Source organism: uncultured Methanospirillum sp. (assembly GCF_963668415.2).
Taxonomy (GTDB): Archaea; Halobacteriota; Methanomicrobia; order Methanomicrobiales; family Methanospirillaceae; genus Methanospirillum.
The window spans coordinates 2,144,760-2,158,938 of sequence record NZ_CAXXDL010000001.1; the positions used below are offsets into that span (position 1 = coordinate 2,144,760).

Below are 14,179 nucleotides of genomic sequence, written 5' to 3' on the forward strand. Positions count from 1 at the left end.
TAATGATACGGTATAAACTTCCCCGGGTCATGCATATCGATAATCCTATGCATGCTGGGTACCAATCACTCGGTAATGATTGAGAGGCAGGAGAGGACTGCTCTGCTGATCCTCCTGGTTATACTCATATCCTGCGGTATCTTCGCATGGGTTGGTGAAGGGGTTGGGAAGGGCCCGTTCGCCCGGAATTATACCTCCCAGTCCCAGGAAGGAGAACTGGTCTCGTTCCAGGGGATTGTCCAAACAGTCACTCATACAGCCACAGGAGAAAACCTGATCCTTGATCTGGGAGGTGTCACGATCTTTATCCCTTCTCCTGCTGCTGGTATGGCAGAGATTTCCCAGGGTGATATCATCAGGGTTTACGGGACTGTCCAGATCTGGAAAGGAAAGCGGGAGATACTTGTAAAAGATCCTGGAGATCTCACTGTTCTAGTCGGACCTCAAGGGAAAAATCTGCGTTCCTGACAGTATGAGTGAGCATTCCAAGGCTGATCCGATCAGCCCCAACTGCTGCATACTCATCGATGGTATCAGGATTTATTCCGCCTGAAAGTTCTATCAGGACTTGATCACGAAGTCCGTTGGTTCTCAGGAGGTCCAGAACAACTGTGATCTGTCCAGGCGTCATATTGTCGAGCAGGATGATGTCAGCACCTGCCCGTGCTGCTTCCATGGCCTCTTCAGCAGATTCAGCCTCGGCTTCAATGATATGGTAAGCTCCGGCACTCCTGGCACGTCTGATGGCTTCTCCAATCGGTACCAGCATGCGGTGTGTGTCCTTGATCAGAACCGCGTCTGAGAGGGAAAACCGGTGAGGATCTGCCCCTCCAATCATTGCTGCCTTTTTGTCAGGCAGCCTGAGGCCAGGTGCGGTTTTACGGGTTGCTGTAATCCGGCAGTCCGGATTGATTGAACTCACTCTCTCCTGCATTCTTCTTGCTTGAGTTGCTATCCCGCTCATCCTGCCGATCAGATTCAGGGCGGTCCGCTCCACCAGAAGGATGGCATGGGCATCGCCATGGAGGAAAAGAATGGATGTATCTGCTTTGATCCTGTCTCCGTCCTGGTTTTGGGAAGAGGTCACCACTCCATAGTGTTCAAAGAGGCGTGAGATATCAGAGAGGCCCGCGAGAATCAGATCCTCTTTTGCAATGATCTCTGCATTGCAAGTCTGCTTTTCAAGAACATACTCCGAGGTGATATCGCCGAACGGGGCATCCTCTTCTACGAAACTGATAAGATGCCCTAATGGGATATCGGGATACATCATGATGATGCTTCCAGCATGCGATCAAGCGATCTCCGTGCGGATTCTGATGAATCCTGGTCAAGTATGATCTCACCCTGAAGACTCTCAAGACACCGGATGATATCCCCGATGGTTGTCTTCCTCATATCCTTACAGACTGCACTTTGAACTGAGTGGAATTCTTTGTCAGGGAAGAGTGAACGAAGCCGCATCACCATTCCCTCTTCGGTAAAGATATGCCACACCCGTTCTTCATGTTCCCCGATGATCCTGATCATCCTCCCCGTAGATGCAACAATGTCAGCATGATGCCTGATAATCTCCGGACATTCAGGGTGGGCAAGTATGGTGCCCCCAATCAGTCGTGCGTTCCTGATGTCCTCAAGGCTGAACTGCTGATGAACATAGCAGTGACCATCTACAGGTATTGTGATGATCTCTTTCTCTGGCACCTGCTCCCTGACATAACTCGCGAGATTAGCATCAGGGCCGAAGATAATCCGGGATTGGGGCAGGGATTTGACAATCGTTACAGCATTTCCTGATGTACAGACGATATCTGCAACAGATTTGCATGCAGCCGAACTATTGACATACACAACTACCGCAGCATCAGGATACTTCTGCCTAGAATCCCTGATTAATTCAGGTGTGAGGAAGTCAGCGAGTGGACATCCTGCATCAGGAATCGGTATATATACCCGTTTCTCTGGATTGAGGAGTTTTGCGGTTTCAGCCATAAATCTGACACCGCAGACGATCAATACATCGACATCAGTATCCCTGGCTGCAAGGGCCAGTTCCAGACTGTCTCCGATGACATCGGCAACAGCATGAACCTCTGGAATCTGGTAGTTATGTGCAAGGATATTTGCGTGTAGTTCTCCCTTGATTTGGTTGATTTTTTGGATGTCCGGATCTACCTTCGGACTCATGCCCCTATCACCAGGGGGCTGTCGATGTTCTTCAGGAGGGAGAGCACTGAGAGGGCAGCAAGATAACTTGTTGCCGGGTTGTCTGGCGATGGAAGATTAGTGATCTTTGAATACATCTCTCCAAACTCCCCTTTTACAAAAATCTCATGGATGTTTTTATCAACTGTAGGATCTGCCCATAATTCTACCTGGACCTCATGAGAACTGGCAAGAGCGATAGCCACCGAGACATTGATATTTTTTGGGAACTGTTTCACGCAATCCTTTGCCTTTCCCTTGAATGCAAGTGTCCGGGTACTGACATCCATCTTCAGACTCTGTGGGCTTTTTGTAGTTCTGAGAAGAATGCTCTCGATATGGCTGATCTGGCCCACTTTGAGATTGTCAAGGCCCATGATGGCACCGCTTGGTATATGGATACGCCTTTGGTTTTCTCTGGCCACTGATATGAGATCTTCCCTGAATGCATTGTCTGCAAGGGCCCCTACACTTAATATGAGAACGTCTTTTCCTCGTTCGATTATCTTGAGTGCATATGCCCGGACTGCTACGATAGAGGCTGCTTCAACACAGATATCAAAATCAGCAGTGATAAACTCATCAAAATCAGAGTATGGTTTTGATCCGGTCAATTCTGCAAGGCTCTCTGCGTGTTCAGGCAGTTGGTCAAAGACTGCAACAACCTGGAAACCCTCCTGATGGGTTGCTATAATCTTTCCAACATTGCCACAACCCAGGAGCCCAATTCTGACCATTGCCTACATGTTTGCCGAACAAAATTAAACAACTTTGCACGGTATATTTGGTACAATCGCTGTCCCTATCTGCCTGAAGGCTGTATTATTAGGATAATGGGTGATGGTTCCAAAAGCCCTCTCTCTCCGTCATGGGTTCAGGCTCTCTCCGGAAAGCGGATCTGCATCCTGACTTTTGGATGCACCTACAATGAAGGAGATTCTGATCGGCTCAAGAATATTCTTGTTCGTGTGGGCTCTGTCTTCACACAGGATCCGCAGGATGCGGATGTAGTGATTCTCAACACCTGCATTGTTATAGAGAAGACCGAACGGAAGATGATCAAACTGATGCGGGAACTGGAGGGAAAGGAGATCTGGATCTCCGGTTGTCTTCCTGCTGCACGTCCAGCAGTCCTTGATGAGTTTCCTGCTGTCCGGGTGCTATCACCAGAGAGCATCCATACAATAGATCTGGATCCCTGTATGACTTCTTGTGGTCCTGTTGCAGTTGTTCAGATCGGTTCCGGCTGCCTTGGTCACTGTACATACTGTATTACGAGACTTGCAAGAGGGCATATCCGGAGTGTCCCGCAGGATGAAATACTCTCGCAGATACGTTCAGCAGTCCTTGGGGGTGTAGTTGAGATCCGCCTCACTGGACAGGATCTGAGTGCATACGGGTATGATCTGGGTGAGCCTTCTCTTCCTGCCCTTCTTCGGGAGATCGGGAAAATCTCCGGCAACTTCTATGTCAGACTTGGGATGATGAACCCGGCGACACTGCTCCCAATCATTCATGATGTTGCTGATGCGCTGGACAACGATCATATCTTCTCTTTTGTTCATCTCCCTGTTCAATCTGGATCTGATCAGGTGTTGCAGCGGATGGGCCGGGAGTACAGTTCCTCTACCTATCTTGAAATGGTTGAGATTATCAGGAAACGTACTCCTGGAATCTCAATAGCCACAGATGTTATTACAGGTTTCGTGGCAGAAAGTGAAGAGGAGTTCAGGGCTACGAGGAATCTCATTACCATCCTAAAACCGGATGCACTTAATGTTACCCGGTACTCCTACAGACCGGGTTCAACGGCATCGCGATCAGGTGAACTCCCTGACCGCATCAGGAAGGATCGATCACGGGAACTGGTTCGTATCGGATACTCGATCCTGAAAGAGAAGAAACGGGAACTGGTAGGAAGGTCAGAAGAGGTAATAATCACAGAAAAACTCAAGCCTGGCACAGTGATGGGAAGAACCAGATCGTATACTGGGGTTGTTATCGGTGAAGATCTCCCGGTAGGTACTAAGTATCTGGTGGAGTTCACTGATGAACGAACACATTACCTGCTTGGAAGGGTTGTGAGATCACTTTCCTGAATCCAAAACTGGTGGTGAAGTCAGTGGGGTTTTTCTCTCACCCGGGAGACGGTACCTGTATCTGGTGAATACATGGAAGATGTCATACTCAATGGGTATAATCGCCTTATCGATCTAATTCAGACAACAGACACTGGGATAGATCAGCGGAGCGCCGTAATCCGCGCACAGGAGGATGACCTTGTCGGAAAAATGGGTGCAATTACAGCACCTGTCATTCACACAATGGGAATAACCATCCTTGAAAAAGGAAAAAAGGACAATCAGGGGGAGATATACGATGCGAAGCACTACTCCTCAAGGGTTTTTGTCCTTGGAAAAAGTGCAGATCCTGCCCCATACCGCCCGGATAATATGTCGCGGCAGGTTATTGATCAGTTCTGTCTTCTCAGCGAGGATGGGAAGTTTTACGAAGTGATGTACAGTACAGATGACCTTGTGGTCGATTCGTACATGGGTGAACTTACTCCGCGCCAGTTGATCGATCTTTACGGATACGATGCGGTGTTTATGCTGTACAAAGGAATGAAACAGTACCTGGAAGGGCAGGAGAAGCTCCTGAGCGCCCTTGAGGTTACTCTCCAGTTTCTCGTGAACTCTGCCTGATCATCAGGTTCTATTTTTCTTTCCAGTTGAAAAGAGGGAAAAGCGGCCTGAGTGGATCAGTCTCGTCTTCATATCCTGATAACCTGAAGATCCGCTCTGTCCGCGATCCGTCTTTCCTCTCCCATGATACTGCTGCTTTTGCGTTGCGCACAATAGATGGAAGGAGGTACCGGTGAACAGAGTCGGGATTCAGATCTCCGATCTCATATCTGATATCATCAGGAATTATTCGCACTTGTGTTGATTTTGCAGGTGCAGTTCCAAGATTCTCGACAATTACCGTTTCTGCATCCTCATGTAATGAGGCAGAGAGCTCCGGGTGCGCAGACTTTGCTGCATCCTCGGATATCGCCATCGCAAGTAGGATCGTGAGAAGGATTACTGCCGCAATGCCTGCTGCAGCCTGTCCGAAAAAAAACCCTAAAAGTAGAGTAATTATGATTCCAAAAACAGCGGTCAGAACAATATTCTTATTCACATACTCTGTTTGGTCCCAGAGATTAAAATTGAAGAGTGGGCCCGGTGCGATTCGAACGCACGACCTCCCGGTTATCAGCCGGGTGCACCACCTGTCTATGCTACGGGCCCCAGAGGCTCTAATTAGGTGGATGCTATGAGGTATTAAATCTTGTGAAATTATGGCGGCCTCCCTTCCCGACAGATGCATGGTTCATATCTGGATGAGAAATCAAATCCAATATCTGAATATCTGGAACTGAACTGACATGGTTGTGAAATATCTCCTTGGGAATGAGGCAATTGCCCATGGCTGCCTTGAAGCAGCGCTTGATACTGCATTTGGATATCCGGGCACCCCATCATCTGAAGTCATTGATACCCTCAGGGCATGGCCTGACCGCCAGTCGTATGTTGAGTGGTCAGTAAATGAGAAAGTGGCATATGAAGAGGCATTGGCATCATCCTGGTGTGGATTGAGGTCAATTGTAACCATGAAGCATGTCGGTCTAAACGTCGCGGCAGATCCCCTGATGACCTCTGCTTACACCGGGGTGAAAGGAGGTTTCGTCGTGCTTTCTGCTGATGACCCGTTTGCACATTCTTCACAGAATGAGCAGGACAGCCGTTGTTACGCTGCTTTTGCACGGATTCCCTGTCTGGATCCAAGTTCTGTCCAGGAAGCACATGACATGGTCAGAGATGCATTCCCCCTCTCTGAAGAGTTTCTGCTACCTGTACTCTTCCGGCCAACCACGCGCATATGTCACTCAAAGAGTGATGTGAACCTTGGAGAGGTTGCGGCATCAGACCGGCAAGCATCTTTTGAAAAAGATCCCAGTCAGTATGTTGTCATACCTGCACATACACGCATTCTTCATAAACGACTCAATGAAAAACAGCCATCTCTCAAAAAAAGGCTCGTTGAATCAGGGTATAACCGATGTACCATCCGGGGAAAGACCGGGGTGATAACAGGAGGAATTGCAGCATCGTATGTTCGTGAAGTTGTTGCGGATTCGGTTTCTATTGCCCAGATTGGTGCGTATCCTATCGACGAAGAGTGGCTCTCTGATTTTATAAAAAGCCACGAGCGAATCCTAGTGGTTGAGGAACTGGCCCCGGTGATCGAGGAGATAGCAAGACAGGTGGCAGGGCTGGTTCCGGTACTGGGAAAGAAGACCGGACATGTTCCCTATGAGGGAGAACTATCCCCCGAGAGGGTGGCCCAATACCTTCAGGCAGCAGAAATCCAGGTGAAGATAGAGTATCCTGCTATACCTACACCTGCAGGCCTTCCTGTCAGACCCCCTATCCTGTGTGCCGGGTGTATGCATCGCACAGCCATGTATGCAATGAGAAAAGTCTTTCGTGATGGAATTTTTCCGAGCGATATTGGATGTTACACGCTCGGGCTTCAACTGGGTGTTGTTGATACCACTATCTGTATGGGTGCTTCGATCACGATAGCGTCAGGGATGGCCCAGGCTGGTGAGAAACACGATATCGTCTGCACTATTGGTGACTCTACCTTCCTCCACACCGGTATCCAGGGTCTTTTAAACGCAGTATACAATAATGCGAATATCACGGTGGTAATTCTCGATAATCGCATCACTGCGATGACCGGACATCAGCCAAACCCCACCACAGGAGTTACGGCCGGTGGAGTTGAGCGCCCGGCAGTCTCCCTTGAGATGCTCTGTAGATCATGCGGTGTGTCCTTCGTTGAGACAGTAAGCCCCTCCGACCTTGTCCAGTTTACCGGTGTTCTCAAGGAAGCAAAATCCCGCTCTGGTGTGAAGGTGATCATCGCCAAACAACCCTGTGTTATCACCGAGCGTAGGGCAAAGGTCAACCGTGGGAAGTTCATGGTCGACCCGAACGGATGCATCGGATGTAAGGCATGCATCAAATTCGGATGTCCTGCGATTGAACTTCACAATGGCCTTGCACAGATCACCGATCTCTGTTCCGGGTGTGGGGCCTGTGCCCAATTATGCCCTGTATCTGCAATATCCCTGGAGGTAAAAGAATGAGTTTTGATGTGCTCATTGTCGGAATCGGTGGTCAGGGTACCATTCTGACCTCAAACATCCTGGGAGAGGCATGTGTTATTGAAGGTGTGCCGGTTCGTGGTGCTGAAACGCATGGAATGGCACAACGTGGTGGTTCTGTTGAGAGTCAGATCCGAATCGGGCAGGAATATGGACCTCTGATTGCTCCCGGCACTGCAGATCTCATCATCTCCTTTGATCTCATGGAAGCAGCACGTTACTGCCATTATCTCAAGGAAAGTGGCCAGATATTTACCAGTCGTGAGTATGTGGTCCCCACATCTGTGTTTATGCAGGATTTTCCTGCACCTGATGAGTATATGCTCAAGGGTTTACTTGGAGATCGCGCTGTGGTTGTGATTGATGCAAGAAAATTGGCTGAAGAGGCTGGGAGCGTTCTGACTCAGAATATTGTTCTTCTTGGTGCAACTTCCAGGTGTCTTCCGTTAAAGGAGCAGTCTCTCCGTGATGCTGTAAGCAGGATTGTTCCAAAAAAGACTGTTGAGTTGAACCTCAAGGCATTTGATCTAGGTAAGGCTATTTGCTAACCCGATTAAGGCTATCAGGGTACAACTAGAACCAATATTTTTAAATCCGGAGGATGTATGAATACTCAAGTCTGCCAGCGATATGCTGACTTTATGAAACGCCAGGATGTCTCCTGGAGCTTCTGTATCTGCTGTGCATTATTTGTCATAGGAATGGGCCTTACTTTTCAGGCCCCCTGGGTTGACTGGGATGCTTCTGATTACATCAATGTGGCAGAAAACATTGTGCATGGGAAAGGGGTTGTCAGTGGTTGGGAGTCAGATACGATTCATAAATTCTGGTCATTGACTGTCTGGCCTCCATTCTATCCGATTCTTATCGCTGCTTTCGTGCTGGTGGGTTTTACATCGGTAAATGCTGCAATGTGGGTACAAATCCTCTCCCTTGCAGGCATTGTGGTGGTTTCTTTCCATCTGGGGAAGGAAACTGACTCTCCACTTGTGGGATATCTCTCAGCCTTTGTAATCCTGTTAATGAGTACACTCTGGGAAATGGCCAGAATGGCGTTAACAGAGGTGCCGTACATCTTTTTCTCGATTATTAGTTTGTATTTCCTCATCCGATATCTCAAGTCAGGAACGTATTGGTTTCTCCTATTTGCTGCCCTGCTCTGTGGGGCTGGTGCAGTCACACGATACATGGGTGTAACCCTGATCTTAACCGGATTACTTATCATAGCAATCCAGCCATGGAAAAAACCCGTATCACAACTAAAGCAGATCGGATTGTTCGGCATTATTTCATCTCTCCCTGTATGTTTAGTTTTTATCAGGAATATTTCCAGCACTGGTCATTTTAGTGGTGCAGACCGTGGTGGTGGCTCTGGAAATATCGCGGGGGTTGCTCATGATATGTCACAGATTCTCATATCTGATCTGACTCCTTTCAAACTTCTGGGAAACCTGGGTGTATCCAATGGAGTTTTTGCGGTTACCTGCATTATCCTGGTAATTGTTGCAGCGTTACTGTTGTATGGTGTCTATCTATCAGATAAAAGAAAGTTCAACTTGAATATCTGGAAATTTATCTCGGATAAACGGGTGATTATCAGTTATATTCTGATTTATGTTGCCTCACTCTTTGTTCTGGAGATTGGAATGGGAGATATTGCAGCTGTTCAGACGCGTTACCTTCTTCCGGTTTATCCCTTTGTTATCATACTAGTTCTTTCGTTCATGCGTGGTGCATGTGGCCGTATGAACCCCTCTTCATACAGAGTTATGAGCAGTGTTTTGTGCACTATTCTAATTCTAGGATTTTTATCCGGACAGGTGTTTGCCTCTATCCCAATTATGTCAGAAAAAGGGGGACGCTCCTATACTGACCCATCATGGTACGACGAACCGATCGAAGAGTACCAGTGGGTAATGCAGAATATCCCTCATGGTGCAGAAATATTCAGCAACAATCCCCGTGCGATGCAATTGCATACGTCCAGAGCGATTCCTACTCTTCCTGAACAGGGAAATGGTGAAACAGCAAGGAAACTTCTTACCAAACTCCATCCCGGGCAGATGATCGTTTCTTTGAACGGGAAAAAGAGTAATGATCAATACATGAACGCCGGTGAATTTTTCTCATACAATAAGGACTTTACCTCACCTGCGGTGTTCAAACAGGTCTTCTCTACCAGAGATGCTGAAGTATATCAGGTTGTCAGCCCTGCATCCTGATCATTTTTGGTGCATGGTATGAGGGTCTCTGCACCATAAGCCCAAAGACTTTATATCAATGAGGGTGATTAGTATGATCATGTCTCAGAACACTTTCGAGGCAGGGAGCGCCGGTGTTGTACACTCGGCAGGTCGCTTTCTCCAGCGATAAGAATTCTACTGTAAAGAAGATCTCTGTTTTCGACACAACCCTCCGTGATGGGGAGCAAACTCCGGGTGTATCTTTTACCACTGCCGATAAGATCGAGATAGCAAGACAACTGTCTGATATCGGCGTCAGTGTCATCGAAGCCGGGTTTCCAGCATCATCCCAGGATGAGTATGCAACGGTCAAAGCAATTGTAGCCGAAGGTCTGGATTCCACGATATGTGGGCTGGCCAGATCGGTGAAAGGTGATGTTGACCGGTGCATCGATGCCGGTGTTGATATGGTGCATGTGTTTATCCCCACTTCTGAAGTGCAGCGGACCCACACCATCAGAAAGACCCACCAGGAGGTTGTTTCTATAACGGGAGAAATCGTCAGATATGCCCGTGACCATGCTGATCAGGTCCTTTTTTCAGCGATGGATGCAACCCGCACTGATCTGCCTGATCTGATGGAAGTTTTCAAAACTGCGGTTGATGCAGGTGCTACTGCAATCAATGTTCCTGACACGGTCGGTGTTGCTACACCAACCTCGATGAAGGCTCTCATTTCAGCATTGAGGAAGGAGATATCCTGCACAATTGATGTTCATTGTCACAACGACTTCGGGATGGCTACTGCAAATACCATATCTGCGGTGGAGGCTGGTGCTGACCAGGTCCAGGTGACAGTGAATGGTATTGGTGAAAGGGCCGGGAATGCCGATCTGGCGTGCACCACCATGATCATCGAGTCGATCTTTGGCTACACCACAGGGATTAAGACCGAAAGGCTGGTGGAAACATCCCGGATGATCTCGAGATTCTCAGGTCTGATGGTGCCTCCTAACTGGCCTGTGACCGGTGATTATGCCTTCTCCCATGAGAGCGGGATTCATGCACAGGGAGTATTGGAACATGCCAGTACCTTCGAGCCAGGTATCATGACCCCTGAAATGGTCGGGCATCGCCGCAGGCTAAAACTTGGAAAGCACGTCGGCCGGCATGCGGTCAGAGAGATGCTGAATCAGGTGCATATCACGCCTGATGAGGAACAGATCGATACAATCATTGCAAGGGTCAAGCAAATCGCTTCAAAAGGCAAGAAGATCACAGAATCAGATCTCTATGAGATCGCGGAAACTGTAGTGGGAACAGGAACAATCGGACGCTACATTGACCTGGTTGATATTGCTATCATGACCGGGAATCACATGATCCCGACAGCAACCGTCAGAGCCATGGTTAATGGTTCAGAGAAGGTATGCTGCTGCACCGGTAACGGTCCGGTTGATGCCGCAGTCAGAGCACTGATCGGGACTGTCCCCCGGCATGCTGAACTGAAGGAGTTCAATGTCTCCGCCATCTCTGAAGGAAGTGATGCGATAGCACACGTGGCACTGGTTGTTCAGGATGACAAGGGACAACTGTTTGATGCAGCTGCATCAGGGGACGATATCGTCCTGGCATCGGCAGAAGCAATGGCAAATGCGTTAAATATGGTATATCGCAATGGAACAGACAATAGTTGAGAAGATCTTCTCCCGTCGATGCAAAAAAGACGTCTTTGCGGGTGAGGTAGTAATGGCTCCGGTAGATGGTGCAATGATGCATGACATCACCGGTCCATTGGCGATAGAAAAATTCTACGAAATGGGTGGTACGAAGGTTTTTGATCCGAAGAAGGTCATCATGCTCTTTGATCACCAGACCCCGGCTGATTCACTGAATGCCGCAGAAAATCAGAAGAGAATGCGTGCATTCGGAAAAGAACAGGGGATTCTGAATTATGACATAAAAGAGGGGGTCTGCCACCAGGTCACCCTCGAAAAAGGACGGGTCTGTCCTGGTGACATTGTCATCGGTGGTGACTCGCATACCTGCACCTATGGTGCAGTTGGTGCGTTTGCCACCGGGGTTGGTTCAACTGATCTCGGCTTTGCACTCCGGTATGGGTGTCTGTACTTCCGTGTACCTGAAACAATAAGGGCAGATGTGACCGGTAGGTTTACAAAACGTGTCGGTGCCAAGGATCTGATCCTGAAGATTATCAAAGACATCACTGTTGACGGTGCGACATACAAGGCTGTGGAGTTTACCGGTGAAACCGTTTCCTCTATGTCAATGGCAGGAAGGATGACCTGTTGTAACATGGCAATTGAGATGGGTGGAAAAGCCGGTATCGTACCGCCCGATCAGATCACTGCTGAATATCTGAAGCAACGGGTCTCCTGTCCTCCAACAGATCTGGGAAGCGACGATGGTGCATCCTACATATCACGGAGGGAGTATGATGTAAGTGACCTGGTGCCACAGGTCGCTGTTCCGCACAATGTTGACCAGGTTGTGGATGTTGACAAGATTGCCGGAACGCCCGTTGACCAGGTGTTCATCGGCTCCTGTACAAACGGGAGGTTCGAAGACATGCAGGAGGCAGCAGAGGTTCTGGGTGATCGCTCATTCTCTGAGAACGTCAGGGTGCTTGTAATTCCTGCGTCAAAGCCTGAGTACCTGAAGACCTTAAGGGCCGGCATCATAGAGCGGTTTGTTGAAGCAGGAGCACTTGTCGAGGCACCCTGTTGCGGACCGTGCATGGGAGGCTCATTTGGTCTGATAGCGTCAGGTGAGGTATCATTCTCTACTTCTAACCGGAACTTCAAGGGAAGGCAGGGTTCGACTGACGGCAAGGTCTACCTTGGATCTGCCGCCACGGCTACTGCCACGGCAATCACCGGGGTTATCACTGATCCACGGGAGGTGCAGTAATGAGGGTCTGGAAATTCGGTGATAACATCGATACAGATGCGATCATTCCCGGGCGTTTTCTCACCATCAATGATCCCAAGGGTCTTTCCGAACATGCATTCGAAGGATTCAGGGACGAATTCGCAAAAGGGGTAAAGGAAGGGGATATGATCGTTGCAGGGCGCAACTTCGGCTGTGGCTCATCACGTGAACATGCTCCCCTTGCTCTGACCGGTTCTGGTGTCAGGGTTGTTATTGCTGAGTCGTTCGCACGAATCTTCTACCGCAATAGTGTCAATGTTGGACTCCTTCCTGTGATATGCCCACGAGCCGGAGAGATTACCGAGCAGGATCAGATCACGGGTCAATTTGCAGAAGGTTACATTGAAGTTTCAGGGAAACGATTTGACATTGAACCGGTTCCAGTATTCTTGCAACAAATTATAGATGCAGGTGGACTGGTTGAATACGCAAAGCAGATCAGGAGTGAAGACCTGTGCATGAAGTAGCGGTAATCGGAGGGGACGGAATCGGCCCCGAAATCATAGTATCGGGCCGCAGAGTGCTTGATGCAGCAGGAGAGAAGTTCGGGTTTGAGATCGGCTGGACCGATTTTGACATCGGTGCGGAGCGATATCTGAAGACCGGTGAACTGGTCAGTGAATCGGAAATTGATGCTCTCTCCTCCTATCCGGCGATATATTTCGGGGCAATCGGGGATGATCGTGTAACACCGGGCATTCTCGAGAAAGGCATCCTGCTGACCCTCAGGTTTGCCTTTGATCAGTATGTGAACCTGAGACCGGTGAAGATGCTCGCAGGAGTGGAAACTCCCCTGGCAGGAAAAGGCCCTCAGGACATCGATTTCCTCGTTGTCAGAGAGAACACAGAGGACTTCTACGTTGGGATTGGCTCCCGTTTTTCAGGAAAAGAGAAGAAACAGCTTGAAGTTGTGAGAAACCTCTACTCTGTCAAGTTTGGTCTTGATGTCGAGAGTGACGCGGAGGAGATTGCATACCAGATCGGAGTTCTTACCCGGGAAGGTTCAAGGCGGGTCATTGAGTACGCCTTTGATGCCTCCCGTAAGCGCAGGAAAAAGGTGACTTCGGTCGATAAGGCCAATGTTCTGTCCGATGTCTATGGGCTTTGGAGAGATGTATTTCGTGATGTTTCTGCAAAGAACCCGGATATCTCTACCGAGTTCAACTACGTGGATGCAATAACCATGTGGTTTGTAAAGAATCCGGAATGGTTCGATGTAGTGGTCACTCCGAACATGTTTGGTGATATCATCACTGATCTGGGTGCCATGATTCAGGGTGGGCTGGGATTGGCTCCCGGAGGAAATATCAATCCAACGGGAACCTCTATGTTTGAACCGATTCATGGTTCTGCGCCGAAGTACAAGGGCCTGAATGTTGCAAATCCGTTTGCAACCATATGGGCAGGTGCGATGCTGCTTGATCACCTTGGCGAAACAGAAGCAGGTGCAGCGGTTGTAAAAGGAATTGAAGCCTCTATCAGTAACGGTGTTGTGACCCGTGATATGGGCGGCTCAGCCACTACAAGCGGTGTTGGCGACTGGGTGGCAGAGTGGATCCGCAAATCCGCATAACCTTTTTTTCAGATTCGAGATCAGAATTTCTGATTCAGTGTAGTAATT

14 protein-coding genes and 1 tRNA gene are annotated in these 14,179 nt (G+C 48.8%); 10 read left to right on the forward strand and 5 right to left on the reverse strand.

Going from position 1 to position 14,179, the window contains the following annotated elements; all coding sequences use genetic code 11:
• Nucleotides 1-51: 51 nt before the first annotated feature.
• Entirely contained in the window at nt 52-468 is a 417-nt protein-coding gene (locus ACHZA2_RS09990) for a hypothetical protein (protein WP_319538937.1), read from the forward strand.
• On the opposite strand, the gene nadC is transcribed toward ACHZA2_RS09990, so the two are convergent.
• Genes nadC through nadX form a run of 3 tightly spaced genes read right to left on the reverse strand, consistent with a single transcriptional unit; the run spans nt 425 to nt 2,942 of the window.
• Nucleotides 425-1,273, reverse strand: a complete 849-nt coding sequence (gene nadC, locus ACHZA2_RS09995) for a carboxylating nicotinate-nucleotide diphosphorylase (RefSeq protein ID WP_319579589.1) — start codon at nt 1,271-1,273, stop codon at nt 425-427. The two genes, ACHZA2_RS09990 and nadC, sit on opposite strands and share 44 nt — an antisense overlap.
• Entirely contained in the window at nt 1,270-2,187 is a 918-nt protein-coding gene (nadA, locus tag ACHZA2_RS10000) for a quinolinate synthase NadA (RefSeq protein ID WP_319579590.1), read from the reverse strand. Before nadA ends, nadC begins: the two co-directional genes overlap by 4 nt.
• Entirely contained in the window at nt 2,184-2,942 is a 759-nt protein-coding gene (nadX, locus tag ACHZA2_RS10005; protein WP_319579591.1) for an aspartate dehydrogenase, read from the reverse strand. The genes nadA and nadX overlap by 4 nt, the downstream gene beginning before the upstream one ends.
• Nucleotides 2,943-3,038: 96 nt before the next feature.
• Between nadX and ACHZA2_RS10010 the strand changes: the two genes are divergently transcribed.
• Nucleotides 3,039-4,304 (forward strand): tRNA (N(6)-L-threonylcarbamoyladenosine(37)-C(2))-methylthiotransferase, encoded by a 1,266-nt coding sequence (locus tag ACHZA2_RS10010; protein ID WP_319579592.1) that lies wholly within the window; start codon nt 3,039-3,041, stop codon nt 4,302-4,304.
• Nucleotides 4,305-4,376: 72 nt separating this feature from the next.
• Nucleotides 4,377-4,910, forward strand: coding sequence for a hypothetical protein (locus tag ACHZA2_RS10015; protein ID WP_319579593.1), 534 nt, complete (start codon nt 4,377-4,379; stop codon nt 4,908-4,910).
• Between the two features lie 10 nt (nt 4,911-4,920).
• Here the strand turns inward: ACHZA2_RS10015 and ACHZA2_RS10020 are convergent, their stop codons facing one another.
• Together ACHZA2_RS10020 and ACHZA2_RS10025 are read right to left on the reverse strand one after the other, a co-directional pair.
• Nucleotides 4,921-5,388 carry a hypothetical protein gene (locus ACHZA2_RS10020; protein ID WP_319579594.1) on the reverse strand — a complete coding sequence of 156 codons (468 nt, stop codon included), beginning with the start codon at nt 5,386-5,388 and terminating at the stop codon, nt 4,921-4,923.
• Between the two features lie 36 nt (nt 5,389-5,424).
• Nucleotides 5,425-5,498 (reverse strand) — tRNA-Ile (locus tag ACHZA2_RS10025).
• Nucleotides 5,499-5,635: 137 nt separating this feature from the next.
• Between ACHZA2_RS10025 and iorA the strand changes: the two genes are divergently transcribed.
• From iorA to ACHZA2_RS10060, 7 genes are all read left to right on the forward strand, one after another.
• Complete coding sequence (iorA, locus tag ACHZA2_RS10030; protein ID WP_319579595.1) at nt 5,636-7,405, forward strand: indolepyruvate ferredoxin oxidoreductase subunit alpha; 1,770 nt, start codon at nt 5,636-5,638, stop codon at nt 7,403-7,405.
• Nucleotides 7,402-7,971, forward strand: coding sequence for an indolepyruvate oxidoreductase subunit beta (locus ACHZA2_RS10035; protein ID WP_319579596.1), 570 nt, complete (start codon nt 7,402-7,404; stop codon nt 7,969-7,971). The genes iorA and ACHZA2_RS10035 overlap by 4 nt, the downstream gene beginning before the upstream one ends.
• A gap of 57 nt (nt 7,972-8,028) precedes the next feature.
• Entirely contained in the window at nt 8,029-9,645 is a 1,617-nt protein-coding gene (locus tag ACHZA2_RS10040) for a glycosyltransferase family 39 protein (protein ID WP_319579597.1), read from the forward strand.
• 113 nt (nt 9,646-9,758) lie between these two features.
• Nucleotides 9,759-11,303 (forward strand): 2-isopropylmalate synthase, encoded by a 1,545-nt coding sequence (locus ACHZA2_RS10045; protein WP_319579598.1) that lies wholly within the window; start codon nt 9,759-9,761, stop codon nt 11,301-11,303.
• Nucleotides 11,284-12,537 (forward strand): 3-isopropylmalate dehydratase large subunit, encoded by a 1,254-nt coding sequence (locus ACHZA2_RS10050; protein ID WP_319579599.1) that lies wholly within the window; start codon nt 11,284-11,286, stop codon nt 12,535-12,537. The genes ACHZA2_RS10045 and ACHZA2_RS10050 overlap by 20 nt, the downstream gene beginning before the upstream one ends.
• Complete coding sequence (locus ACHZA2_RS10055; protein ID WP_319579600.1) at nt 12,537-13,025, forward strand: 3-isopropylmalate dehydratase; 489 nt, start codon at nt 12,537-12,539, stop codon at nt 13,023-13,025. The genes ACHZA2_RS10050 and ACHZA2_RS10055 overlap by 1 nt, the downstream gene beginning before the upstream one ends.
• Nucleotides 13,013-14,131, forward strand: coding sequence for an isocitrate/isopropylmalate family dehydrogenase (locus tag ACHZA2_RS10060; protein WP_319579601.1), 1,119 nt, complete (start codon nt 13,013-13,015; stop codon nt 14,129-14,131). Before ACHZA2_RS10055 ends, ACHZA2_RS10060 begins: the two co-directional genes overlap by 13 nt.
• Nucleotides 14,132-14,179 lie beyond the last annotated feature (48 nt).